This window comes from Serratia sp. JSRIV006 (assembly GCF_019968685.1).
Taxonomy (GTDB): Bacteria; Pseudomonadota; Gammaproteobacteria; order Enterobacterales; family Enterobacteriaceae; genus Chania; species Chania fonticola_B.
The window spans coordinates 3,818,569-3,845,468 of sequence record NZ_CP074137.1 but is presented as its reverse complement, the minus strand read 5'-3'; the positions used below and the strand labels follow the sequence as shown (position 1 = coordinate 3,845,468).

Here is a 26,900-nt window from a genome sequence, read left to right as displayed (position 1 = left end):
GATTGCGGCCAAAAGTTCGATTTATTCAACAAAGCCATTTCAACTTGGAATGGGGCCTTCGGTTTTAAACTCCCTCTGCTGGATAACCGTCTTTTCTGAACCGGCAAACTCAATTTTCACGGTTATTTTTTATTGATGACTGGCGGATAATCAACTCACCTTCTACTTTCATTGTTACCGACAGTATCGCTTGTTGATTGATAATATTTAACAATGTCTGAACCGCTATTTCCCCCATATCACTATAAGGTAGATTAACCGAGCTTAACTCCGGCGTTAATTCAGTTGCGAGACTTTGGTTATCATATCCCACTACAGCAATATCATCTGGAATACGTAACCCTTGAGAAAAAATGGCCTGATAGCAGCCCAAAGCAATATAATCACTACTGCAGAAAATAGCCTCTGGTCGGGGAGATAAGGCTAATAGCTCAAGCGTTTTATTATACGCTTCTTTTAACGACCAGTTAGTAATCAGGATGTAGCGCTCATCTGGGAAGATATCATAATTAATTAATGCCTGACGATAACCGTCAATACGATCGCTCGCGGCATCCATCCATAATTCACCACCGAGGATCGCAATACGCTGGTACCCTTGCTGTAGTAAATGATGGGTCGCATTATAAGCGCCTATTTTATCGGCTGGTAGAATACATGGAATATCAGGGCGTTCTTGGCAAGAACCATTTAATATCACCATAGGTAATGAAACGTCATGAAAAATGGGGCGTAATTGGCGAGTCATGCAAGATGAATAAATTACCCCTATATAGCCCCCCTTGCTTATTTCTTCTTCCAACGCAATAATATGTTCAGGATCATTTTCTTGATCGAAGATGACCAACAGTTTATCGTGCTGCCATGCGATTTCCTGAGCCGAACTGATCGCTTCGATGAAAGGATCGTGGTTGATAAGTCCGTTGATAATTAATGCTATTTTTTCTTTTGTTGGCGAATGCGCGGCGGCTTTATGTACATACCCCATTTCCTGAGCGATGCTTAGTACCCGTTCCTTTGTTGCGTCAGCTAGTTTAACACTAGAGGAATTATTCAACACTAATGATACGGTTGATTGCGAAACTCCAGCTCTGGCGGCAATATGGCTCATGGTTACTTTACTTTTTTTTCTCATCGTCTTTTGTGATCACTTTTCTTTTTAACATCTCTGTTGCTGATGTTTATTTATCATTTTTCAGGCCGTTAGCATCCTTAGATGCTCTGCGGCAGCTTTGCCTTCCGTGAGGCTGGAACAGTAAGTAGAAATGCTTATCAATACGACAGTTATTCCCGCCATCGACAAACTAACTATATTGCATGATCCACAGACTATATTAAATTGCTATATAGAGCTACCATATAGGGGTTGTGCGCCGCAACCGCCGAAAATTCCGTCAGGCAGGGGGCTGCATGAAGGACACGTAAAACCGTCAGGACATCCCCTTCGGTCTGATAAATCAAAATATAATGAGGTCTGACCACCAGTTCTCGGGTGCCTTTTATCCGGCCTGCCTTGTACATGTCAGGGCTATAACAGGCTCGCTCTGCCGCTGTTTCAAACTCATCATCTAGGGCTATTGCAGCCCGCGGGTTATCCTGGCTGATATAGTCCATGATATTTTCTCTGTCCGTTAGGGCCATTGGTTTCCATTCCAGACGCATCATGCCCCCCCCTTACGCAAGGCATTCTTCCGGGCAGCAAAGCGCCGTCTGGCTTCCTCATTAGACACTGGAGGGCGAGGATCGTCGATGGATGCCTGAACCTGTTCCCGGAACCACACATTGTAAGCCACTGCTTCATGTGCCCGTTTAAGCGCTTCCGACCTGTCCGGTCGTGTACTTCTGTTCTGACTCTCCGGACTGTAGTTAGAAGCATCAACTTCAAACTGAGCGATCCCGATGTTTTTCAGATAACTGACCAGCGTTTCCAGCTTTTTGAATAATCGGATCTGACGACTGCGTTGCGCGGCCAGCGGACGTTCTTTTAACCCGAACTTCACTGTCAGCGCCCACCCTCCGGGTGTACCCACTACGTGTGCTGCCCGGACAGCACCGGCCTCAACCAGACGGTGCAGAGTGGTGTGATCGATAGTTTCTGTTACCATAAAACAACCCTCTGATGATGTTGCAGTGCAAATAATAGATACTATTATTGCAATTAATTGTAAATTGCACAACAATCAACAGAAAACCGCTGATTGTATTTACCATAACCGCACATTACACGCCCTGATTCAACAGAAGATCGGTTATGGCGTAAGTTTCGGCGGTTGCGGCGTACAACTCCTTCATGCGGGGCTGACACAAATTGCAGATCGGCTCATCGATTTACAGACTAAAATCCAGATGCATAGAAAATGACATCTATGCCGGGATCGGCGTTAGTGCATGAATAGGGTAAGGTTGCCATTTCCCTTACCCACTGACATTTAGGCGGTTTTAGCCTACTTGACGTCTAGGAACTTACGTCTAGACGTCTAGGAATTTCAAACTTCCCGATGCCGCTCTGGAGCGTCAACTGTAGGGCTAAAATCCGTATAATTCTCCAGCGTGAGGCATAAATGCCACTGAACTTCAAAACCAGAAGTTCGATTTATTCAATAGCCCCAGAAAAAACATGATAAAATCGTTGCTAGGTATCTCATCACTTATCAAGAACAATGAATCAGCATCACTATCCATCACCAAATAATAAATCAAAAGGGTATAATCCTGCATTATTTTTTGACCATGCACTCTTAAAACGGGCAGCGTTTGAAGCAGTGTATAATACAGTGTGTCTTATATTTCGATGCCCAAGATAATCCTGTATAAGTCGAGTATCGTTACCTAACTCAGCGAGGCTATAACCACATGCATGTCTCAACATATGCGGATGAATATTTAATGGCAAACAAGCTTTTTGTCCATAAAAACGTAACAACTGGTAAAAACGCTGACGTGAAAGCCTCTTACCTTGATGGGATAAAAATATCCATGGTAATTGTTTACCAGGAAATTGCTGCCGTTCCTTTAACCAATTTTGAAGAGCGATATTTTCTTGAGGTAACAATGGGTGGCTAGTACTTAACCCTCCCTTAAGTCGTTTAATATATATTCTTTGAGATAATGGGTCATAATCTTCAATTTTTAAAGCGGTTAACTCACTGACCCGAAGACCATGAATAAAAGCCATGCTGACCATGCAATAATCGCGAAATGAAATCATATCAAGTGAAATTGTTTGTAATAAAATTTTCACTTCATCCACAGTTAAATATTTCCTTTTCATTATTAAATCCTGTTGCAAAAAAAATAATGCGTGGATTAAAACATCAATTAATATTGATATTTTATTGCTTTTGTTTCTTTTTTGGGTTGATTTTTCACAAAAAATTAACCAAAAACCTAACTAACAACAAAGAAAACCTAAAAAACACAATCACTATAAAAACTATACGCAGTTAACTTGAAGATGCCTTTTCCAGCATCTGAAATGGTGAGATACCAATCGATGATCTTTTGTGCATTTTCTCTGAATTCGAAAAGTAAACCTCCCTTCGAGGAGGTTGTTTTGATATGTTTTATGGATATTGCCTATTTTTATCTTTTGGATGATATGTTTATTATTCGCCACGGGTCAAGTATTTAATGTGTTGGTTGCAGTGTAAAATCTCCGATTTTGGATGTGGAATCACCCCATTCACAATGCCACATAAATACAATGCCAAAAAACGGCACCACATTGCCAAAACAAAATACACTATCGCCAACTGGCCTCAAACAACGCGGCAACCTGACGCTCTGGGTGACACCAGGGGCGACTCGTCAGTGGAAGGCAGACGCCCACCACACCCGGTGGACAGGCTCGCTACTCTGACCTCGCTATCCAAACCAGCCTCATGCTGCGCACGGCCTTCCTGCTCCCCCTACGCCAGGCTGAAGGCCTGATGATGTCCGTGCTTCGACTGATGGGACTCCCTCTCGCTGTTCCCGATCACACCACCGTCAGTCGGCGCGCGGCGGTATTACCCCCACTGCCTCGACTCCCCGCAGAGGGGGACGTCCATGTCCTCATCGACAGCACCGGATTGAAAGTCTTAGGGGCTGGCCAGTGGCTGCAGGAAAAGCACGGTGAAAAATCGCGACGGGGTTGGTGCAAGCTTCATCTGGCTGTCGATGCGGATAACTTCAGCATACTGGGGCATACGACGGGCGCCCCACCTATGCCGCCATTGCCGAGCACGGCGAGACTATCAGGGTGGCGCTCCCTCCGCGTTCAACAGCCGTTTCCGAGGAAACCACAGGCCCACTGGGGCAGCGTGACCGCCACCTGGCGTTGATACAGGAAAAGGGGCGGTTGGCCTGGCAGGCAAGCGTGGGATATGGCAAACGGGCGTTGGTGGAAACGATGATGGGGTGTTACAAAACCCTCATAGGTTCACGGCTACGTACCCGGGGTTTTGCGGCGCAACAGACGGAGGTGTCCATCGGGGTGGCGGTACAGAATCGCCTGCTGTCAGTGGCACGGCCTCACTCTGTCCGCAAGCAGGCTAAAACCGCCTAAATGTCAGTGGGTAAGGGAAATGGCAACCTTGCCCTATCCATGCACCAACGCCACTTTGAATGGGTTCATGTGCTACTCCTTCAGCAAAGGGGGACGATAAGTTTATCACCTCCTGTAGTGGCATAGTGAATTTGGCCACCTGAATAGAGGTGATATCATCACCTCAACCACTAAACAGGTGAAAAAATGACTAACAAAACGAGGTGGACTTTCTCTGCTGAATTCAAACTTGAATGCGCTCAACTTATCCTTGACCAGGGCTACTCATTCCGTGCAGCCAGCCAAGCTATGAATGTCAGCACATCGGCTCTCGAATCATGGGCAAGACAGCTCCGTCTGGAGCGTGAAGGGGTCTCACCTAAAGCCTCGCCACTGACTGCCGAACAGCAGCGTATTTGTGAGTTGGAAAAGCAGGTTCGTCGCCTGGAGGAACACAACACCATATTAAAAAAGGCTACCGCTCTCTTGATGTCAGACTCCCTGAACAGTTCTCGCTAGTTGAAAAACTCAGAAGCAGTCACACCGTCAGCCTTCTCTGCGATGTTTTTGAAATACACCGCAGTAGCTATAAATATTGGGCAAAAAGGCGGCATGTCATCAATCCAGAGCGGGTCAGAGTCCATAGCGAAGTTCGTCGCATACACCGCCTCAGTAACGGTTCTGCCGGTGCCAGAACGCTTGCGGATATCCTTACCCGTGAGGGGCTTGCGTTAAGCCGATACCGGGCAAGCAAGATAATGAAAGCGCTGGGCCTGAGTAGCTGCCAGCCGGGTAAACATGCCTACAGAAAATCGACTCAAGAGCACACGAGTCTGCCAAATATACTGGAGCGCCAGTTCGCAGTAACGGAGCCTGACCAGGTCTGGTGCGGTGATATCACTTTTATCTGGACCGGACAGAAATGGAGTTACCTGGCTGTCGTGATGGATCTGTTCGCCCGTAAGCCAGTGGGTTGGGCAATGTCGTCGGTTGCGGATACAGAGCTCATCATTAACGCCCTGGAAATGGCCTGGGAAAGTCGTAATAAGCCAGAGGGGGTGATGTTCCACTCGGATCAGGGAAGCCAGTATACAAGCTTGAGGTACCGGCAACGGCTCTGGAAAAAGCAGATAAAACAGAGCGTCAGTCGGAGAGGAAACTGTTGGGATAATAGCCCGATGGAACGCTTCTTCCGTAGCCTGAAAAGCGAATGGATACCTGAAGGAGGCTACAGTGCAGCGGAAACAGCTCAACGAGAAGTCACTCGTTACATAACGGGTTACTACAACACGTTCAGACCTCATCAATACAACGGAGGTCTGACACCTGACGAGTCAGAGAGAAGATACCACGCAGCTTATAAAACCGTGGCCAGTTTTACTTGACCACTACAACTGGTCGTTGAGAATTTCTGTACGGTGATCTTTTTGCGCATGCATGTAGATCTCTTCCCACGCTTTTTCATCCTCAAAACGCAGTTCGTTGAACCCTTCGCCTTTATGGGTTTTGGAGCGTATCGTCATCTGGGTTTTGGTTGCGGGTAAGTCACCGGGGGTCTGATTGTTGACATGATAAGTACGCCCGATAATCACCGGTTGATCGGGATCGCCGTTCAGAAACTCCACGATCACTTCATGACCAATGCGCGGAATGGCTGACATCCCCCACTGGGTGCCTGCCCAGGGATGCGATACCCGTACCCAGCAGGAACTGGTATCATCTGTTTTCCCTGAGCGATCCCAAAGAAAACGCACCTTGACCCGGCCAAACTCATCGCAATAGATTTCTTCAGAGGATGGACCCGTGACAATAGCAATCTGCGCACCATCAATGCGTGGTTTGGGTAGTGAAAGCGGACGCCACGTCTGGTCGTTGGGAATAAATGCAAACTGGCTGGTTATGGTTGTACCTTGCCCTCCCGAGACAGTCTCCAGAGCCTGAGGTTGTTGCCCGGTATGGATGGCCTGGGTGATTTGCCAACGGGTATTCAGTGTGTCTAGTGGATGGTTTTCCAGGGTAAAGCGCACACCGGGTTGCAGGGCAGGACAATTACTCGCCCCTTCGCCCTGATGGGCGTCATTGCGCAATGCCTGAATGCGCCACTGGGCAAACTTTTCCCCGCTCGGGCCGGTATTTTTATAGCGGCCAGGGTAATCATAATGCAGATACTGGGTGGACTGGTGTTCATCATCTCGAGCATAGTCGCGATACTCTGCTGCCCATTCGGGATTTTTGAAGGTGTAATCTTTCAGCAACACGTCCGAAGGGCGCACACTTTCCCGGCGCTTGAAGGTGGTGATGCAAAGCTCATCGAGTGAGGTTTGTTGTTGATCTGGGTAGTAGGGTAGCGTCGGTCCGTCATTCACGATGATGTTATCGTCGGCAAAGACCAGCGTGTGCCTGTCATTCTCATGCTCGAAGAAATAATAGATGCCTTCTTCTGCTGCCATTCGATGAAGGAAATCCAGATCGCTTTCATTATACTGAACACAAAACTCTCTGGGTGCATGCTTGTAGCGAAAAGCATGGGCATAGTCACTGATCTTATTTTCTTTCATCAAGGTTTCAAGAATTTCCAGAAAACCCTGTTGCTGAAAAATGCGGGAGTTTTGTCTTAATCCTGCTCGCCAGAGTGCGGGGCGCACACTGAGTCGGTAACGTGTTTGATGAAGTCCTGAATCGCCTTGCTCGACGGAAGTAACAATGCCATTCACGATACGCTGTACTTCTGTCTCACGCCAAATGGTCAGCGTGGCTGTATTGTCTAGAATTGAACGGAACTCCACATTGGGGCTGGCACTGGCAACCTCCAGTTCAAGCGTGAAAGGTGCGGAAAATTGCTCGTGCAATGTAAAACCTGATACCACGAAGGTTTTAGATGGCAGGTTCCCCACACTTAACGTAAACCGCAGGCCACTCGCATCCATATTCATATTTCCTTATTGATGGCGTGAATACATTCCAATCTATGTAAATAAAATATTTATAATATATAAGATACTTTAATGCATGTGGAAAATGGCAACAACCTGAATTTGTTCATTTAGTGAGAGCTAGCACGGTTATGCCTCATAGAGATCGGGAAATTTCTCTGATAGGAAATGATCACTTCAGGCAGTGAATGGCTTCATTTTTCAACACAAGCATTCAAGAATGGGATAGCTAAATTCACTTTTTACCGGTTTCCTTCCAAACCCGGTAGGTGGCGGTTATCTGTTGAATAGTGTTGAGCGCTCACTTCCAACAACCGATAGGCTTAATTCATTTGAACAGCTTACAGATACAAGCTTGTCCAATCGCTACCGAAAGTCCTATCCAACGCTACTAAAGCCCTATTTGGTAGGCGCTGCTAGTTCCTGGCTGAGGAAACAGTACTGATGGCGTAGGGGAAGTTCGTTGGAGTAAGGAGCAGAGGATATGCTCCCCCCATTGATTTGCTAGAGGTAGTGTTTACAAAGTCTGCTTTTGGAACTGGCCAGTCCACTGGGCGGAACCGCGTCGGCTATGAGCGAGAAGCGGAAGTTCGCACATAGTTGTAATACTAACGTTGTCACGTTGGGATCCACGGGGAGTGGGTCAATTGGTCTACTATCGACTTATCCTCAATTTCACTTTTACAGTTTAATTGCACAATTTTCTCCTTAGCCCTGCGTCAAATTTCGATGTCTGGCGGTTCTTCACCGAATATTTCAATCCATTCTGACTGCCAGGTGCTGCTCAGTGAAAACTTCCTGAACTTAGGATGCAAATCCGTCCTAATCAGCAACCATTTTTGTTTGATTAGAGAGTTAGAACGCAGCGCGCGTGAAACATTATTTGTATATTTTTTATTGTCATCATTTACTATGTGATCGTTAATTGTTTCTGTAATCTGAATGCCAATGCTGGTCTCAAAACCAAGATAGGCTCGAATCACCAGGGCGACAAAGATGAGAGGGATATACTCACTTCCGCAGGACATGACATTTTCAAGAGATAATGGCTTGAATGAAGGCGGGATGTCTATCTCTTCATCGGATACGCTGTTTTTTTCAATTCCATCGCCGAAATCGAAGGATAAATTACCGTGTTCGCTTTTCTCACGGTTAGCGGTAAACTCGTCGTTGTTACCTATGTTACGACTGAACGATGCCACCAGTCGGTTTATACTTTTTTCCGTTAAGAGTACGTCTGTTTGAGTTCTCAGTAATGATAAAGTCAGTTTTTCTCTTAAATACTCTGATGACAGATATTTTGATATTATAACTGGCATCAGACTTTCTTCGACCAGATCAATAATCTCATGATTGGTATTAATACTCTTATCATTATAAATCGCATTAATCAGCCTGGTGAGTTCTTGTTTTGCTTCGTTATAAGGTTTTTTTTCATGGAAAGGCAAATAAAGAGAAGTTAAAGACAGGTAAATTGATGTATGGCAGATATCGAGTATCAAACAAGTACCTAAAGGCGATATACGAAATGTATGGGCCGAGCTAACTGTGTACTCTATGTTGAAGTCGCTGTCAGAGGGTAGTTCAATACATTCAATAATCCTTTCTTTAACCGAACTCTCAATTGCTTTGCTAATCCAGTCTTTTTTATAACTGTAAAGTGATGCGAAACGGATTATCCTTTCAAGGCTAATTCCTTTTGCAATTTCGCCGGGAGAAACTGCATCATTCAGAAAATAGAGTATTCTTAACTTCAGGAAGTAGCACTGGTTTACGTTCTGATAGGGTAGGTAAACATTCGGTATATATGCTTTTTCCGTGTGATCGGGATGGTAGGTGAGCGTGGAGATAACATCCTTTTTACGCCATGCTGACTCGTTTCCCAATTGGTAGTGTACGTGTTTAATCAATTGATAAAAATTTCTGATATTATGCCAAGACACGGAAGATAATATTTCCAGAATGGGCATACTTTCATTCGACAGTTGAAGGTTTTTCCTCAGCACATCAGCGTAGAAATTCATTTTACCCAAGAAATCTTGAAGCTGATATTTTTTTCTCCAGTCTCTAATCCTAAAGTCTTCACTCAGACATTCTTTAATATACTTTATCCTAGTCGAAATTAGTTTGTTAAAATCCGGTGATTTGAGATGAATAATCTTGTCTTCTGGCCTAACGTCCAGAAAGCCTTTATCTTTATTCTTAAAAAAGGTGAACTCCCTGAGTGTGATGATGACTGTTGCACCCGATGCTTGGGTTATTAAATGAGATAAAGCATAAATTTCCTCTTGAAACGATTCAGAAGCTCGGTCGACATTATCAATCACAATAATAACGGATTTATTTTCCTTGACACGTTTTTGGAAAATTTTTAATACTAGACTCTGCCGGTTGGCGCTTTCCTTCTCCAGTAGTTCAGCTTCTTTGACCATAAACATTTCTGGATTTTTGGAAAAAATATCCTTGTAGGGGCCGTTTTTTAACACTTTAATTTCATGCGAAAATGTGATGCGTAGTTCATCTAATGTAAACTCGTTTTCATACTCGTTTTTTATCTTGTCATGCAGATAATTGAATACGATGTTTTTCACATCAATGCTATGTTTTGATACGTCATTTATCAAATCTATGATGATTGGGGTTGCATATATGTTCTTGTGCTGTCTTGCTTCTACTAAACATTTAGTCACCAGAGTGGTCTTTCCACATCCAACGGCACCAGTAATGATGATAACTTTACCAGTATGATGCTCTAGGATGAATTCTTTACCTTCAGAAGGTGAGAGGTCTAACGCATCATTCGGAAGAAAACTGGGTTTTGAATCTTTTAACGCTCTTTTTATTTCTCCTTTAAACTGATCCAACTTAGAGTCACTGACAAAGCAGTGCTCCAGCATTTTTCGCTGATTTTTCTCTGTTATTTGGGAGAAAAAGTTTTCATAAAAATCATCGATCCATTGATTGTCTTTGTTACTATCCCAAATGAAATCATGAACATGATCTTTTAGCATGTAACACACTTCTGACGGTACATGATTCAGTTCTGAGAGATAGCTGTCCAGGTTATTCTTTTCTGTGCTCTCCCTAGAGATGAGATTATACATGAGATCAAACGAAAACTCATCTCCAAAGATATTCCCAAAATAAACGCCTTTCATCGAGTCAGTTGTCTTACCTGCTTTTGGCAGCATTGGGCAAACAAACCACTCTGCACCATTTGTGATTAATGCATATTGAACCGCTTTTTCGACACAATATCTTTGTGCCTGATCGATCACCTCAGAAATTTTCTTATTGAATGCTTTTTTAAGATAGGCGACAGAGTATTCGTTCAAGGTTAAGGTGTTTTTGGGAAGTCCGAAGGTCACGCCGATTTTTTTGGCTTCAACCACAAGGCGAGGTGTTCTTTCCGTACTTAGTATATAATCGGCATACCCCGCTGTTCTGCAATACGCTTCCGGCGTAAATTCTTCTTTATTCCAACCCAGTATATTTAGGATCTCATCTATCACCAGTAAGCGGCTTTCAGCTTCATTTGCTTCAAAAAGAGTATCTTTTCGAGCAATATACCGTTCCTGAACTTCCTTGAACTTTTCGAAAGCCTTTTCTCTGCTCATACTTAGCCCCAATAAGAGTATTGAAAATTTCTGATTTGTGACGTTTATCTCAATTTTCATGCTCTGCTGTTTGATTTACAACCTGTTATCGCATCTTTCTGAGACAACTGAAATAGGGATGACGTCATTTTTTATGAGTAATCCTGCTTTCATGGCAAATCACGGCTGACATACTTCCCTTTGGTTAGTACAGACCATTTTAGAAACTTCCGCTACTGGCACAGGCTGTGTGAAAACTGCTGATCACTTTTTGGTCTAAGCAGTGGTTTTATATGATCAACCATTCTTGATAAACCCATGCGCTAACCTACTTTATTTAATAAAATTAAAAACATACGATTAAATGTTGCGGGTGCAGATATGACTCACCACATTAAAGGTCAAGGCAGACATCAGGTGACGTTGCTCCCTGAAGTGCTGGATGATTTTGTCACAGAAGACAACCCTGTCAGGGTTATTGATGTCTTTGTTGATGAATTACAGCTTGATACACTTGGCTTCGAACGCGTTAATGCAAAACAAACCGGGCGGCCAGGATATCACCCCGCAACCATGTTGAAGCTGTACATTTATGGATACCTGAACCGCATTCAGTCATCCCGCAGGTTAGAAAAAGAAGCCCATCGTAACGTTGAATTGATGTGGTTGCTTGAGCGATTAACACCTGATTTTAAAACCATTGCAGACTTCAGAAAAAACAATAGCGAAGGCATCAAAAATGCTTGCCGGGCTTTCATTGATCTGTGTCGGCAGATGCAGATGTTCACCGATGTGGTGGTTGCCATTGACGGTAGTAAGTTCAAGGCGGTAAACAGCAAATCGAACAACTTCACGCCCCAGAAAACAAAAGGCCACATCGAAAGGGTTGAGCAAAGTATCGCTCTTTACTTGAATAAGCTCGATGAAGCTGACAAGGCGGCGGGGCCCGAAAAAAATGCAGGCTTAACCGCTGCAAAATTGGCATGGTTGCAAAAGCGCTTGAAAGAACTCAAGCAAATCCAGCAGGCCGTTGTGCAGCACCCTGATAAGCAGCTGTCACTGACAGATCCTGATTCCCGGCTAATGAAGATAAACAATGTTAACCGCCAGGTTAGTTATAACGTTCAGACTGCCGTTGATGCTAAATATCACCTGATTGTTGCGCATGAAGTAACGAATACACCAGACCGTGGGCAGCTAACAGCGGTGACAAAATTAGCGCAAAACGCTGTAGGCAAAGCGGATATTACCGTACTGGCTGATAAAGGTTACTACAGCCGGGGTGATATTAAAGCAACGCAGGACTTAGGTGCCATAGCCTTAGTACCAAAAGGCGATACCTCTGGCGCTGACCGCAAAGGTCTTTTCAATCGTTCATTGTTCAAGTATGACCAGGAAAAAGATATTTATATTTGTCCGATGGGTAGCGAGCTTCAGAACAGATTTACGGTGGTTGAGGATGGTTTAGAGCAGCAAATGTACTTTAACAATATTGCTTGTCGCGATTGCAGTCAGCGGTTAAGGTGCACCACATCAAAACGCGATCCGAGACGTATAAGGCGCTGGGTTCATGAAGCAGAAATGGAAGACATGCAAGCCAGGCTTAACGCATCGCCACAAACAGCTGTCGTGCGAAAGCAGACGGTAGAGCATCCGTTCGGGACAATTAAAATGTGGATGGGAGCGACTCACTTCCTGACGCAACGGTTTAAAAACGTCAGCACAGAAATTAGTCTGCATGTGCTGGCTTATAACCTGAAAAGGATGATGTCCATCTGGGGTACCGAAGGATTGGCCATTAAGCTGCGAGAACAATGCAACTAGCGGGAATGGCCGCTTTAGCCCCTAATAACAAGCCATTAGCACTCCATATCAAGCTACAAAAGCCTCGTTCTGCCTCTACATACAAATCACAGCGAATACAGTCAATATCAGGAATATCTTGCATCCCTGACTGAGGATAGTACTCAGAAACTGTAAAAACCGAGTTTTTACACAGCCTGGGCACTGAGCAGACTGTCGGATCTGGTAATGTCTAGAAGTAACAAGAGTTCCAGATAACGGCGGAGAGGGTACTGTTAAAGCTTATGCGATATCGTTATGTCCGCTCCAGACCTCTCTCTGAGAGATCCTCCTTGTCGGGGGAGGGCGAATGGTGGGTTGACATTTTTGCAGCAGGTTCAGGCCACAGCTATCCTGCTGGCGATGATGACGAGGCTAAAGATGTAAATCCTGAGGCCTTTTACTACAGATCTTTTTCATCGCCCGGTTTTTATAGCAGTTGATGGTTTTTAGCCTGAGCTTGAGCTTTTTGGCGATCTCATCAGGCTGTGCACCGCTGTAGATTTCGTTGATGACGATCAGCTCTCGGCCGGTCAGATACTGCCGGCTCGTGGCTTCCTCTACCTCGGCATCAAACTCATCCTGCACCGTTTGGCGAGGGAATATCGCTAGCAAGATATCCTCTACGCAGGCATTTTTATCCAGAGTGATAAAATGGTTGTACATATCCGGGTTGGTCAGGCACAGGCTGTTTTCATACATCAAGATGATCCTGGTCTCCAGCGTGCCCTGCCCCAGGGCGGCATAGAGCGCGGAACAGGCGCCGTAATAATGAATAAAGCCGCAACTGCAATCCAAAATCAGAAAATCACAGGCGCTATTTTTCAGCTCCGGCAGGGTGTGAGCCTCAAATGTCTCTTTCTCGAAGGGTAATTCATGCAACGCTATTTTATTGTGGGGCAAGGTTTCACCGTGCCTAAGCAGCGCGTGTAAGCCAGCGGAGAAATAGCGGTCATTACTCACCGTGTAGATATGAATATCAGGCATAGTTGATCATCCTAATCAGTAATAATCCTATCTGGTGCGCGGGTTGGCAGATGAGCCGCAATCTTGTCGATGGCGTGCACGGTTTTTTGCCGACTTTCTGAAAATCAGGACGAGTTTCTTACTGCACATCCAGCAACTACCCGCCCCCTCAACGTAGGGGGGAACGTTCCCTGTCAACTCGATGGAAATATCACAATGTGGGCAATAGGCGACATACTCGCAGTAAGCTATGAGATTTACTCATTCCATTGATTTATATTGAAAATTTATATTACATAGGATAGCAGAGATGTTTTTAATGATCAATAAAATAGATCGATATGATAAAAACAATTGGTTTTATCGATAAGTTACCCATTATTTCAATAAAATCAAAAGATAAGAACTGTCCTGTAACTTACCGGTCAATGACTGATAATTACCTATATGTATTCACCGTGTGTATGTGTTTGTGTTTAATTGTTTGGAATATGAATTATTGATATTTCTCGTCTGTGGCCGGTTTGGCGGCAGGCATATTGATGGTGTGGGCAAGGGGAACAGGGTAATTTTCTGCAAGAGGAGGGGGGAATTACTACAGCTTATTGGGTGCCAAATGCTCCCGGCATGATGGCCGGGAGCACATAAGATTATTTCAGAAAATCTTCACGCTGTGGAGTAAAGGTATCCAGTAAGGTTCCGGCCTCCAGGCAGACGCAGCCATGCACCACGTCGGGCTTTTTGTACAAGGTATCTCCGGCAGCGACTTCTTTGGTGACGCCATCGATGGTGAAGCTGAAGCGGCCGGAAAGCACGTAGGTCAGTTGCTCGTGCGGGTGGCTGTGCAACGGGCCGACAGCGCCTTGGCTAAAGTTGACCTCCACCGCCATCATGGTGCCGCCATGGGCGAGAATGCGGCGGGTCACGCCGTTTCCTAAGTCTTCTAGCGCACAATCCTGTTGGTAGATAAACATGGTTGTTCCTCAATAAAATAGTGCCATCAAGCAAAGAGATCTTCCGGCAAGCGGGCTAGATACAGCGCAGGTTCTCCCTCAAAATCTGAGGTGAAGAGCACTTGCCGGTTGTCCGGAGTAAAGGATGGGTGCGGATGCGTTACCTGACGGTCACCATTCAGCACGCGCCATGAACTGTTATGTGCGGCCAGACGTGCCTGACGTTTTTGTTTGGCGTCGAACACGTAAAGCCACGGGTCGTTCTCAATGGTGTAGCCTTGAGAATCCTTGATGTCGACCGGCGTAGCCGAACCGTCACCCACTAACAGACTGCCGTCGTAGTTGCTCATCAGGTGCGAACAGGCTGGCATGGTCATCACGATCTCATCCTGCCCGGTCTGTGGATCGTAACGGCAGATGTTGCGCTCTTGCTGGCCTTTCAAATAAGAGACGTACATCAGGGCTGAACCGTCCGGCACCCAGAATTCGTGCGTACAGCTCTCGCCTGGGGCATGAGTTTTTACCTTACGCATATTGCTGCCGTCTTCGTTGATCAGCCACATGCGGGCATCAACCAGATCGTGTGGCCCTTCGTGGCAGAAGGCGACGCAGTCGCTATGGTATGGGCGATAGATTGGGTGGCCCAACCAGAGGCGATCCTCATAAATCACACGAGATTCACCGCTGGCCAAATCGACACGCAGCAGGCGGCAATGCGGGTTTTTGGTGAAGAAGCTGTGGAAAATTTTCCAGTCGGTCAGAGGTTGCCAATCTTCACGATCGATTTCGATGCCCACCAGGCTGGTGCATTCACTGTTGGCAACCCAGGTGCCGTAGCCAACCCACTCTTCAGGCACGCGATACACGGTTTGTTCAGTGCAGTTGCTCAGCTCTACCCGGCGCAGCTCACGCTCATTCTTCACGTAATACAGGAAACGATCGTCCGGGGATAAAAAACCGCCGAAGGTGTTATCGCCTGGACCTTCGGTCAACTGCACCGCTTGCTGCCGTTGCAGATCCAGCAGGTAGTAGTTGCGGTTACCGTCAAATTCGCCAGCAAACAACAGCTTACTGCCGTCGTTGGTGAAACACTTCTGGTAGAAGTAGTTGCGGTGGCACAGCACTTCAGGCGGTGTCAGGCGGGTGAGCTGTGCGCCGGTACCGGCATCGGTTGTGCGATGGAAATTGAATTGGTGGATTGAACCTTTAGCCACGATGGCCTCCCTTAACCTTATCGATAAACCGCCGCTGTTCAGACGATCCTTTAATTAAATAAAACATTGTTTCATAAATTTAGAAAAATGATATCAAAGTGACGGATTAGGCCAACCCGAACGGGTGATTTATGAGAGCTACATCGCATAAATCGTTGCGCTTGGCCCGATTGTTAGCGGATCGTGGTTTTGCTCATAGCCAACCAGCATGACGCCATTGCATGCTCGCCACTATAGAAAAAAAACGGATGGGCAATCCCCGATGCTGGGGCCATGGCCGGATGCTGCCCATGTTTTAAAGTTGGTTAAATCAGATCCCCTTATTTTTTATGTGACTTTCATCACAACATTATAACCCGCCTAAAAGTATAAAACGTTATTCCTGTAAAAATGAAATTGTAGTTCATTATTTTTATTTGCGAGAAGAAACGATGACAACGAATGGTATTAACGCTCTGGGTAAGGGAAGAACGGTCAGGCTAGGACATCAGCTGGCTTATGGCGGGGGTAACCTGCTGGGCAGCGGGGCGCTGGCGATCAGCGGTGCCTGGCTGCTCTATTTTTACACCACGTTCTGTGGGCTGACGCTGCTGGAGGCGTCATTCATCTTCTCGGTTGCGAGCGTCATTGATGCTATCAGTAACCCGGTGATGGGCTATCTGACCGATAACTTTGGCAATACCTGGCTCGGTAAGCGCTTTGGTCGGCGCCGTTTCTTCTTGCTGATTGGTGCGCCACTGATGGTCTTTTACCCGCTGTTGTGGGTTGAGGGCTTTGGTTTTTGGTACTACCTCGCCACCTACGTCATTTTCGAACTGATTTATACCTCGGTGATGGTGCCTTACGAGACGCTGGCGACCGAAATGACCGATGATTTCGCCATGCGCTCCAAGCTGACTGGCTATAAAGCGATTTTTGGCAAGATGGCCAACTTCCTGGCGGCGTTTATCCCAGGGCAATTTATTCTGCTTTACGGCAAAGAGTCGGCCCAGCCTTTTCTGTATACCGGCATCACCTACGGCGTGATCCTGTTTACTGCCATCACCGTGCTGTATCTGTTCTCCTGGGAGCGCAAGGATGAAGCAATAGCGGAGGTTAAGCATAAGAAATCGCTGCTCAAAACGTTGGCTTCATTGGCGCGGGATATGCAATCAACCTTCTACCTGCGGGTATTTCGCAAGCATCTGGGCATGTATCTGTTCGGCTTCGGCGCGGAATGGCTGTTTGCCTCGGTATTTACCTATTTCGTGATTTTCGTGCTGCAATACGATCCTGCCATTCTGGCCGGATTGAACAGCCTGAATGCCATCTTGCAGTTGATATCGACCGCCATCTTTATTGGCCTGTGCGTGAAAAAAGGCTTCAGTAAACCTTATTCCTGGGCGCTTGGTATCGTGATGTTTGCGGTCTGTTGCTACTCCCTGCTGCACTTCTTTAACCTGCCTGCGCATATTGCCACAGCTGCCATTATCGGTATCACCGTGATCTTCGGCCTGGGCACCGGCGGGGTGTATTACATTCCCTGGACGGTGTATACCTTCCTGGCAGACGTGGACGAAGTCTTTACTGGCCGCCGTCGTGAAGGGATCTATGCTGGGGCGATGACCTTCTCCGGCAAGATTATGCGTTCGATTATCGTCTTTACCATGGGGGCAATCCTCAGTTACTACGGCTTCCAATCTAAGTCTCACACTCAGCCGGAAACCGCTATTACCGCCATCTCCTGGGTATTCTTTGCTGGTGTGATCCTGTTGGCGCTGATGGCGATTATTTTCAGCAGCCAGATGACGCTCAACCGCCAAACCCACCAGGTAGTGTTGTATGAAGTGGCCCGCATCAAGGCGGGTGGCAAGATCGGCGATATTAAACCCGACGTTCGCCTGGTCATCGAGAAACTGGTGGGGTTGCCTTACGAACAGTGTTGGGGCAACAGCAAAATCTGCCAGAAGATGAATATCACCCCTGAAGTCTCTCCCCCTGTGTATAAACCGGCCTAACGGGCCTGATCTCCCCAAAACCCAGTGACAGGATCTTCTCGCCAACATGGCGGGGGGATCCCTACCGATTAAAAACAAGGAAAGGGAAATGAAGATCGTACCTCTGTCGTTATTAATTGCTCTGGCCAGCGTGTGTCATCACGCTGTCGCCGCACCGCTGCCTGCCGCTAATGAACTGGTTTGGCAAGCCATCGCTTTCGGCCAGTCAACGGATGTCAACTTTGCCACCAACGTGCTGCCGGAAAAAGTGGGCACCAATCAGGTGACGATGGCCAATGGCAAGCCGATGCAGGCCGGGCCGTTGAAAATGCCGTTCCACGTCGAAAGCCGGGGGGGCAAAATCGGCAACAGCCATGATGGCCTGACCTTCTACTACACGCGCGTTCCCGCCAATGCCAATGTGGTTCTGGAGGCGGAGGTGACGGTCGATCAGTTTGGCCCGGAAAATATGGCCCTGCCCGCCGGGCAAGAGGGGGCGGGATTGCTGATCCGCGATATCCTCGGCAAACCACGGTTGGAGAAGGTCCAGCAGGGTTATGAGGAGTTTCCGGCGGCATCCAACATGGTGATGAATGCCATCATGACGCAGGATAAAAAAGATCATCAGCGGGTCAAAATGACGCTGATTTCCCGCAACGGCGTGCTCAATTCCTGGGGTAACGCGGGCGTCGAGATCAAACGTGAGGGGTATCAACCTGAGGTCGATCTGCAGAAAACGCCAACCTTCCGGCTGCGTCTGGCTCGCACGGATCAAGGGTTTACCGCGGCCTATGCTCCACTGGGCAGCGACAACTGGGTCAGTAAAACGACCAACGATCCGCACCGCGTCACCAAGCTGGATCCTGAAGGTTACTACGTGGGCTTCTTTGCTTCACGTAACGCACGCATTACCGTCAACCAGGCCAGCCTGACGCTCAGCGAAAGCCAGCTTCCGGCGGCACAAGAGTTTGCGGTTAAAGCGATGCCGTTGCAGATCGAGATCGGTTCTGCGCCACTATCCGCCACGGATGATTACGTCTTCCAACTACGCAGCAATGAGAGTGGCACTCTGTCGCTGAGCCAGGACGGCGTGGTCATTGCCGCAGAGCGTAAGGTACAGGCCGGAGAGATGCTGGCGGTGAAGGTTGCGCTGAAGAAGGCGGAAACCGTGCTGGATTACCGTTTCACTACGGTAAAAGGCAACGCTCAGAGTGACAAGCTGATGGTGCGCAAAGCGCACTATGCCGACGCCGCTAATCTGTATGCTGCGCCACAGGGCAAAGCCGAAAATGATGGTAGTCAGCAGCATCCGCTGGATTTTGCCACCGCCGTGCAATCCTTGACGCCGGGTGGCACGCTTTGGCTGGCGGCGGGGGATTACCCCTTGGCTGTCATACCTGCCTTAGCCAGTGGCACCGCCACGCATGCCAAAAAGCTCCGGCCGCTTGGGGATGGCGTGGTGCTGCACGGGATGGAACTGGCAGCCAGCTATTGGGATATTCAGGGCATCACGGTAACGGAAAAAAGCCTGCGCATTACGGGTAGCCATAACCACCTTGACCGGGTGGTGGCACACCATGCGGATGATACCGGAATTGTCATTTCTTCCCCGGCTAACGCCGACCGGCCACTGTGGGCCAGCCACAACCTGATCAGCCATTCCGAATCATACGCCAACAAGGATCCAGGTCTGATCAATGCGGATGGTTTTGCCGTCAAAATGCGTGTGGGCGAGGGAAATCGGCTGGTCGCCTGCTTCTCGCATGACAACGTGGATGACGGCTTTGATCTGTTTAACAAGATCGAGGATGGCCCGAACGGCAAGGTGATCATTGAGAACAGCGTCGCGCTGCGCAATGTCAATAATGGTTTCAAACTGGGGGGAGAAGGGTTGCCAGTGGCCCATCAGGTGACTAACAGCCTCGCCATTGAAAACGGCATGGATGGGTTTACCGACAACTTCAACCCTGGCGCCCTGCAAGTCACCAGCAATATGGCGATTGATAACCAGAGGTTTAACTACATTTTCCGTCCGGGCCCCTATACCACGCAGGACAAGCAGGGCGTATTCAGTGGCAACGTCTCGCTGCGTAGCAAGCCGGGAGAATATGCCGATGCGGTGGTGGGGAACATCGCCGACAACAATGCCTTTTTGTTGCCAGTAGCTCCTTAAGGCGCTGTATGCGATATCGATGTAGATAAACCCAGCGGTTATGCCGTTTTTGCTCCGGTGAAAACGGCACTCATCACATAAACAAAAATTACTTTCATTTAAAATAAAACATTGTTTCAATTTTATTGATCGCGCCAAGGATAAGCGTTAGACTTGCGCCATCATGATGACAGGGGCGGGCAATATCGTTCCCCCTGTATGGCAGCAAGCTGCGGACACTGGCGGGATTGCAACGCTATCCCCACTTTTGACAAGGGCCGCTGATGCCCTGAGTACTAAGGACAAGAGCATGATTCTCGATAATTTTTCATTGCAGGGTAAAGTGGCGATTGTGACCGGTTGTGACACCGGGCTGGGACAGGGGATGGCCATAGGGCTGGCTCAGGCAGGTTGTGATATCGTTGGCGTTAACGTGGTTGAGCCGGACGAAACCATCGCCAAAGTTACTGCGCTGGGGCGTCGTTTCCTGAGCCTGAAAGCCGACCTGAGCAAGCTGGAAGTGCTGCCTGAGCTGCTGGAGCGCGCGGTAGCCGAATTCGGCCATATCGATATTCTGGTCAATAACGCGGGCATCATTCGCCGCCAGGATGCGCTGCAGTTTAGCGAAAAAGATTGGGATGACGTGATGAACCTGAACATCAAGACGGTGTTCTTCATGTCTCAGGCGGTGGCCCGCCAGTTTATTGCTCAAGGCACCGGCGGCAAAATCATCAATATCGCCTCCATGCTGTCTTACCAAGGGGGCATCCGTGTGCCGTCTTACACCGCGTCCAAGAGCGCCGTCATGGGTGTTACCCGTCTGTTGGCCAACGAATGGGCCAGCCACGGTATCAACGTGAACGCGTTGGCTCCTGGCTATATGGCGACGAACAATACTCGCCAACTGCGCGACGATCAGGCCCGCAGCGAGGAAATCCTCGAGCGTATCCCGGCTGGCCGTTGGGGCCTGCCAGAAGATCTGATGGGGCCGGTGGTATTCCTGGCTTCACCGGCTTCGGATTACATCAATGGCTACACCGTAGCGGTAGATGGCGGCTGGTTGGCTCGCTAACGAGACAAAGAATAACCGATTGATTTTATTTGCGGAGAGCAAAAGATGAATATTGCACTGATGATGGAAAACAGCCAGGCGGGTAAAAATGCGCTGGTTCTCGAACAATTGCAGGCGGTTGCGGCTGGCAATCATGATGCGGTGTTCAACGTGGGTATGAGCGATGAGCAGGATCACCATCTGACCTATATCCATTTAGGGATTATGGCCAGCATTCTGCTGAACGCTGAAGCGGTCGACTTTGTGGTCACCGGCTGCGGTACCGGGCAGGGCGCCTTGATGTCATTGAACATCCATCCTGGCGTAGTGTGCGGTTACTGTATCGATCCTGCGGATGCTTTCCTGTTCGCTCAGATCAACAACGGTAATGCGCTGTCCTTGCCGTTTGCCAAAGGCTTTGGCTGGGGTGCTGAGTTGAACGTGCGCTATATCTTTGAGAAGGCCTTTACCGGGCGTAAAGGTGAAGGTTATCCGGTAGAGCGTAAGGAACCTCAGGTTCGTAACGCCGGTATCCTCAATCAGGTTAAGCAGGCGGTGATCAAAGACAACTACCTGGATACGCTGCGTGCCATCGATCCAGAGCTGGTGAAGACCGCCGTGAGCGGCCCTCGCTTCCAGGAATGCCTGTTCTCCAACGGCAAAAAGCCGGAGATTGTGGCGTTTGTCAAAGAACTGCTGGCCCGCGCCTGATGTTCTTCAGGTGGCCGAATTTCGGCCACCTGTTTTCCCCATCGCTTGTTGTCTAACCCAGCTACGTTAAAATGGTTTCATATTCCGTACCAAAGGAAAGATTATGAAGCTGATGTTCGCCTCGGACCTGCATGGTTCGCTCTCCGCCACCGACAAAATCCTCGAATTGTTTGCTCAAAGCCAGGCCGATTGGTTGATCCTGTTGGGCGATTTGCTCAATCACGGTCCGCGCAACGCCTTGCCAGACAACTATCAGCCAGCGCAGGTAGCCGAACGATTGAATCACGTTAGTGACAAGATCGTTGCCGTTCGCGGTAATTGCGACAGTGAAGTCGATCAGATGCTGCTCTCCTTCCCGATGATGGCCCCTTACCAGCAGGTGCTGTTAGCCAAAAGACGATTGTTTTTAACCCACGGGCACCTTTATCATCCCAACACATTACCGCCTTTAACGGGCGGGGACGTGCTGGTGTATGGCCATACGCATTTGCCCCAGGCACAAAGGCAGGGGGAGATCTACTGCTTTAATCCAGGCTCGGTCAGCATCCCGAAAGGGGGTTTTCCTGCCAGCTATGGCATACTGGCAGACGACGTCTTGAGCGTACTCGAGTTGCACAACGGCAAGGTTGTTGCAGAGGTGGCGTTAACGCACTAATTTTAGAGTCCCGATAGCTTGAAAGTGGCAGCCAGGGTTGTTCCTTGGCAGAGCTGGGACACAGACCAAAAATAATTGAAGCATAACCCGTGCGCGGCATGCATCGCGCCCAAAATAGAAGGTTTTACAGGATGGCGGAACAGGATCAGGCTGCAGATACCGAGTGGGTTGATATCGTCAACGAGCAAAACGAAGTGATTGCTCAGTCCAGTCGTCAACAGATGCGTGCCCAACGGCTGCGTCATCGTGCGACCTATATCGTGGTGCATGATGGTATGGGGAAAATTCTGGTGCAGCGGCGCACAGACACCAAAGATTTTTACCCGGGTTGGATGGATGCCACCGCCGGGGGAGTGGTACAAAGCGGGGAAAACGTGTTGGACTCTGCCCGCCGTGAGGCGGAAGAAGAGCTGGGTATCGCCGGGATCCCGTTTGCCGAACATGGTCTGTTCTACTTTGAAGAGGAACAGTGCCGTATTTGGGGGGCGTTATTTAGCTGCGTCGCCAATGGCCCGTTTGCTCTGCAGGAAGAAGAAGTGGCTGAAGTGAGCTGGTTGACGCCAGAGGAGATCACCGCCCGCTGCGACGAATTCACCCCCGATTCACTGAAGGCATTATCGTTGTGGCTGACGCGTAATAACGGCCAGGACTACGGCAAGCCGCTGCCGCGCGAAAGCAGAGCCAGCTCTGGCGAGGAAGACGCCTGATTTAACGCACGGCCTTGCTGCCCATAGAGTAGCAAGGCCGTCTATTCTTCTCTTCATTTAGACCCTCCCCACTTGCCAACCGTCTGAAATCACAAATGTAACCATCAATGATGGCATTTATACTCACCCTCTCGGCCCAAATCTGCTGATTGTATCTACCTACAATTAGTTAACCCATCTCATCAAAATTTCTATCCTTAGTGCTACAAATTCAAAAAGTATAAATATCTTTATTTATCATTTGGTTATACATTGACTTTGTTTTGGTTTTGATAATTTTTGTTTTTTTATAAAAAAATCAAAACAACGTTTCTACTTTGGTCACACTTTTGCCATCCACTGAATGACGTTGGAAAAATTTCAGATATAATAATTTGAAATAGTGTTTCAGTTTGTTGGTTGGTAGATGACAGGATCATCTGGGAGACCGAAAAATGGAATTATCCTACTGTAACAAGCAACCTAACGGCATAGTGACAATGCGAGCATTGGCTGCTGATGACTGGCGGAGATTGGCCAGTGAATGCCTGAAAAAATTTATCGATTTATCACGACGGGGAGGATGCTGAACCTGGGCAGACTGCCGGGCTTGTCATTTCTATTGTTTAATAAGACTTAAATTTCACTTAACTAATTTCATTTCTTTTTCTATTTAAATGGCTATGGGTAACAACCATGAATGAAAACAGAATGCTGGGGTTAGCCTATATATCACCTTATATAATAGGGTTGATCATATTTACGGCGTTCCCCTTTGTGTCATCATTCTTGCTGAGCTTTACGGAATATGACCTGATGAATCCCCCGGTCTTTAACGGGGTGGAAAACTATCGTTATATGCTGATGGAAGACCATCTTTTTTGGAAATCGATGGGCGTCACCTTTGCATATGTGTTTCTGACCATCCCGTTAAAATTGGCATTTGCGTTAGGTATCGCGTTTGTCCTTAATTTTAAACTGCGCGGCATCGGCTTTTTCCGTACGGCGTATTATGTTCCCTCCATTCTGGGCAGCAGCGTGGCTATTGCCGTGCTATGGCGTGCTCTGTTTGCCATCGACGGGCTGCTAAACAGCTTTATCGGTGTCTTTGGTATGGATCCGGTCAACTGGTTGGGCGAGCCTTCTCTGGCATTGATGTCGGTTACGTTGCTGCGCGTATGGCAGTTCGGCTCTGCGATGGTGATCTTCCTGGCGGCGCTGCAAAACGTACCACAGTCACAATATGAAGCGGCCATGATTGATGGTGCTTCCAAGTGGCAGATGTTTATGAAGGTCACGGTACCGCTGATCACGCCGGTGATTTTCTTCAACTTTATTATGCAGACCACGCAGGCGTTCCAAGAGTTTACGGCTCCGTATGTCATTACCGGGGGCGGGCCTACCCATTACACCTATCTGTTCTCACTGTATATCTACGATACCGCCTTTAAATATTTTGATATGGGTTACGGTGCCGCATTGGCGTGGATCCTGTTCCTGGTTGTGGCCCTGTTCGCCTCAATCGCCTTTAAATCATCGAAGTATTGGGTCTTCTACTCGGCAGACAAGGGTGGCAAAAATGGCTGACATGCAACAGAACCAATTACACATGCCCAGTGCGCAGGAAATGGCTGAGCGTGAAGTTCAGCGCACATTGCGCCGGGAAAAAATCAGCGCCGCTATTCGTTACGTCGTGCTGCTGCTGGTGGGATTGTTGATGCTTTATCCGCTGGTTTGGATGTTCTCGGCCTCGTTTAAACCCAACCAGGAGATCTTCACCACCCTGGGCCTGTGGCCAGACAATGCGACCTCGGACGGTTTCGTCAACGGTTGGAAAACCGGCACGGAATATAACTTTGGTCATTACATGCTTAACACCTTTAAATTTGTGATCCCCAAGGTGTTATTAACCATTATCTCTTCGACCATTGTGGCCTACGGCTTTGCCCGCTTTGAGATCCCGTGGAAGAAATTCTGGTTTGCCACGCTGATCACTACCATGTTGCTGCCGAGTACGGTGTTACTGATCCCGCAATACATTATGTTCCGAGAGATGGGCATGCTGGACAGCTACCTACCTCTCTATCTGCCGCTGGCATTCGCGACCCAAGGATTCTTCGTCTTTATGTTGATCCAGTTCCTGCGCGGAGTGCCACGGGATATGGAAGAGGCGGCCCAGATTGATGGTTGCAACTCGTTCCAGGTGCTGTGGTATGTGGTGGTGCCGATCCTGAAACCGGCGATTATCTCCGTCGCGCTGTTCCAGTTTATGTGGTCAATGAATGACTTTATTGGCCCGTTGATCTACGTCTATAGCGTTGATAAGTACCCGATTGCGCTGGCGTTGAAAATGTCTATCGACGTGACAGAAGGTGCGCCGTGGAACGAAATCCTGGCTATGGCAAGCATCTCTATTCTGCCGTCCATCATCGTGTTCTTCCTGGCCCAACGCTACTTTGTGCAGGGCGTTACCAGCAGCGGAATTAAAGGTTAATTGAGGATCTATCATGGCTGAAGTCATTTTTAACAATCTGCAGAAAGTGTACAGCAACGGTTATAAGGCGGTGCATGGCATTAATCTGACCATTGCCGATGGCGAGTTTATGGTGATTGTCGGCCCTTCCGGCTGTGCCAAATCGACCACGCTGCGGATGCTGGCAGGGTTGGAAACCATTAGCGGCGGCGAAGTGCGCATAGGCGATCGCGTGGTGAATAACCTGGCCCCTAAATCCCGTGGTATTGCCATGGTGTTCCAGAACTATGCGCTATATCCGCATATGACGGTAAAAGATAACCTGGCCTTTGGCTTGAAGCTGAGCAAGATGCCTAAAGAGCAAATTGAAGAGCAGGTTAACGAAGCCGCCAAGATCCTGGAGCTGGAAGAGCTGTTGGATCGTTTGCCACGCCAACTCTCCGGTGGGCAGGCGCAGCGTGTGGCCGTAGGCCGCGCAATTGTGAAAAAACCAGACGTGTTCCTGTTCGATGAACCGTTGTCTAACCTGGATGCCAAGCTGCGTGCATCGATGCGTATCCGTATTTCCGATTTGCACAAGCAGCTGAAAAAGAGCGGCAAACCGGCGACCACCGTCTATGTTACCCACGATCAGACCGAAGCCATGACCATGGGCGACCGTATCTGCGTGATGAAGCTGGGCCATATCATGCAGGTGGATACGCCAGACAACCTGTACCACCTCCCGAAAAACATGTTTGTCGCCGGATTTATCGGTACGCCAGAAATGAACATCAAGCCGAGCAAGCTGGTAGAGCAGGACGGCAAAATCGGCCTCACCGTCGGTAACTACACCTTGACCCTCAGCCAGTATCAGCAGGATAAGGTCGCCAGCTTTGTCGGGCAGGACGTGTTCTTTGGCGTGCGGCCCGAGTTTGTATCGATTTCAGAGTCGCCGTTTGAGGGCAACCACTCTGAAGGGGAACTGGTCCGCGTCGAGAATATGGGCCATGAGTTCTTTGTTTACCTGAAGGTGAATGATTTTGAACTGACCTGCCGTATTCCTTCCGATGACGTCAAACCGATCCTGAAAAATGGGCTGCATCGTCCGGTTTACTTCAAATTCGATATGGATAAATGCCACATTTTTGATGCGAAAACAGAAAAGAATATTTCTCTTTAACAGGA

Annotated in this window: 20 protein-coding genes and 1 pseudogene; 12 read left to right on the top strand and 9 right to left on the bottom strand. The window is 48.1% G+C overall.

Annotation, left to right across the window (positions count from 1 at the left end; genetic code table 11):
• Positions 1-109: 109 nt before the first annotated feature.
• The 4 genes from KGP16_RS17760 to KGP16_RS17745 all read right to left on the bottom strand — a co-directional run bounded on the left by KGP16_RS17760 (position 110) and on the right by KGP16_RS17745 (position 3,271).
• Positions 110-1,135, bottom strand: coding sequence for a LacI family DNA-binding transcriptional regulator (locus KGP16_RS17760; protein WP_223500072.1), 1,026 nt, complete (start codon positions 1,133-1,135; stop codon positions 110-112).
• A 194-nt stretch (positions 1,136-1,329) separates the two neighbouring features.
• Positions 1,330-1,665: a type II toxin-antitoxin system RelE/ParE family toxin gene (locus tag KGP16_RS17755; protein ID WP_223500071.1), complete on the bottom strand. Its 336-nt coding sequence runs from the start codon at positions 1,663-1,665 to the stop codon at positions 1,330-1,332.
• Entirely contained in the window at positions 1,662-2,105 is a 444-nt protein-coding gene (locus tag KGP16_RS17750) for a hypothetical protein (RefSeq protein WP_223500070.1), read from the bottom strand. The genes KGP16_RS17755 and KGP16_RS17750 overlap by 4 nt, the downstream gene beginning before the upstream one ends.
• Before the next feature lie 569 nt (positions 2,106-2,674).
• Entirely contained in the window at positions 2,675-3,271 is a 597-nt protein-coding gene (locus KGP16_RS17745) for a tyrosine-type DNA invertase (RefSeq protein WP_223500069.1), read from the bottom strand.
• 416 nt (positions 3,272-3,687) lie between these two features.
• Here KGP16_RS17745 and KGP16_RS17740 point away from each other — a divergent pair.
• A pseudogene (locus KGP16_RS17740) lies at positions 3,688-4,546 on the top strand (IS5 family transposase).
• 186 nt (positions 4,547-4,732) lie between these two features.
• A protein-coding gene (locus KGP16_RS17735) for an IS3 family transposase (RefSeq protein WP_371822641.1) occupies positions 4,733-5,910 on the top strand; the annotation gives its coding sequence in 2 pieces (ribosomal slippage) (positions 4,733-4,991 and positions 4,991-5,910; 1,179 coding nt in all).
• A 3-nt stretch (positions 5,911-5,913) separates the two neighbouring features.
• On the opposite strand, the gene KGP16_RS17730 is transcribed toward KGP16_RS17735, so the two are convergent.
• Positions 5,914-7,458, bottom strand: a complete 1,545-nt coding sequence (locus tag KGP16_RS17730) for a type VI secretion system tip protein VgrG (RefSeq protein WP_223500068.1) — start codon at positions 7,456-7,458, stop codon at positions 5,914-5,916.
• Between the two features lie 719 nt (positions 7,459-8,177).
• Positions 8,178-11,075 carry an AAA family ATPase gene (locus KGP16_RS17725; RefSeq protein WP_223500067.1) on the bottom strand — a complete coding sequence of 966 codons (2,898 nt, stop codon included), beginning with the start codon at positions 11,073-11,075 and terminating at the stop codon, positions 8,178-8,180.
• A gap of 360 nt (positions 11,076-11,435) precedes the next feature.
• On the opposite strand from KGP16_RS17725, the gene KGP16_RS17720 reads away from it, so the two are divergent.
• On the top strand, positions 11,436-12,878 hold the full coding sequence (locus KGP16_RS17720; protein ID WP_223500066.1) for an IS1182 family transposase: 1,443 nt from the start codon (positions 11,436-11,438) through the stop codon (positions 12,876-12,878).
• A gap of 393 nt (positions 12,879-13,271) precedes the next feature.
• Here KGP16_RS17720 and KGP16_RS17715 read toward each other — a convergent pair whose 3' ends face one another.
• The 3 genes from KGP16_RS17715 to KGP16_RS17705 form a co-directional block, all read right to left on the bottom strand.
• Positions 13,272-13,883, bottom strand: coding sequence for a LuxR C-terminal-related transcriptional regulator (locus KGP16_RS17715; RefSeq protein WP_223500065.1), 612 nt, complete (start codon positions 13,881-13,883; stop codon positions 13,272-13,274).
• Positions 13,884-14,512: 629 nt separating this feature from the next.
• Positions 14,513-14,836: a cupin domain-containing protein gene (locus tag KGP16_RS17710; protein WP_021178555.1), complete on the bottom strand. Its 324-nt coding sequence runs from the start codon at positions 14,834-14,836 to the stop codon at positions 14,513-14,515.
• 26 nt (positions 14,837-14,862) lie between these two features.
• Entirely contained in the window at positions 14,863-16,029 is a 1,167-nt protein-coding gene (locus KGP16_RS17705; protein WP_223500064.1) for an oligogalacturonate lyase family protein, read from the bottom strand.
• Between the two features lie 431 nt (positions 16,030-16,460).
• Between KGP16_RS17705 and KGP16_RS17700 the strand changes: the two genes are divergently transcribed.
• The 9 genes from KGP16_RS17700 to KGP16_RS17660 all read left to right on the top strand — a co-directional run bounded on the left by KGP16_RS17700 (position 16,461) and on the right by KGP16_RS17660 (position 26,895).
• On the top strand, positions 16,461-18,026 hold the full coding sequence (locus tag KGP16_RS17700; protein ID WP_094981991.1) for an MFS transporter: 1,566 nt from the start codon (positions 16,461-16,463) through the stop codon (positions 18,024-18,026).
• Positions 18,027-18,114: 88 nt separating this feature from the next.
• Positions 18,115-20,178 carry a right-handed parallel beta-helix repeat-containing protein gene (locus KGP16_RS17695; RefSeq protein WP_218519110.1) on the top strand — a complete coding sequence of 688 codons (2,064 nt, stop codon included), beginning with the start codon at positions 18,115-18,117 and terminating at the stop codon, positions 20,176-20,178.
• A 289-nt stretch (positions 20,179-20,467) separates the two neighbouring features.
• Positions 20,468-21,229 carry a 2-dehydro-3-deoxy-D-gluconate 5-dehydrogenase KduD gene (gene kduD / locus KGP16_RS17690; protein WP_046808386.1) on the top strand — a complete coding sequence of 254 codons (762 nt, stop codon included), beginning with the start codon at positions 20,468-20,470 and terminating at the stop codon, positions 21,227-21,229.
• 45 nt (positions 21,230-21,274) lie between these two features.
• Positions 21,275-21,919, top strand: coding sequence for an RpiB/LacA/LacB family sugar-phosphate isomerase (locus KGP16_RS17685; protein ID WP_021178550.1), 645 nt, complete (start codon positions 21,275-21,277; stop codon positions 21,917-21,919).
• Positions 21,920-22,022: 103 nt separating this feature from the next.
• A complete protein-coding gene (gene yfcE, locus KGP16_RS17680) occupies positions 22,023-22,574 on the top strand; it encodes a phosphodiesterase (RefSeq protein WP_021806010.1) in 552 nt (183 codons plus the stop codon).
• 131 nt (positions 22,575-22,705) lie between these two features.
• Positions 22,706-23,281 (top strand): NUDIX hydrolase YfcD, encoded by a 576-nt coding sequence (gene yfcD / locus KGP16_RS17675; protein ID WP_021178548.1) that lies wholly within the window; start codon positions 22,706-22,708, stop codon positions 23,279-23,281.
• Positions 23,282-23,956: 675 nt separating this feature from the next.
• Entirely contained in the window at positions 23,957-24,847 is an 891-nt protein-coding gene (locus tag KGP16_RS17670; RefSeq protein ID WP_024530676.1) for a carbohydrate ABC transporter permease, read from the top strand.
• On the top strand, positions 24,840-25,754 hold the full coding sequence (locus KGP16_RS17665) for a carbohydrate ABC transporter permease (RefSeq protein ID WP_115158204.1): 915 nt from the start codon (positions 24,840-24,842) through the stop codon (positions 25,752-25,754). The genes KGP16_RS17670 and KGP16_RS17665 overlap by 8 nt, the downstream gene beginning before the upstream one ends.
• 13 nt (positions 25,755-25,767) lie before the next feature.
• Entirely contained in the window at positions 25,768-26,895 is a 1,128-nt protein-coding gene (locus tag KGP16_RS17660; protein WP_223500063.1) for an ABC transporter ATP-binding protein, read from the top strand.
• The last annotated feature ends 5 nt before the right edge of the window (positions 26,896-26,900 follow it).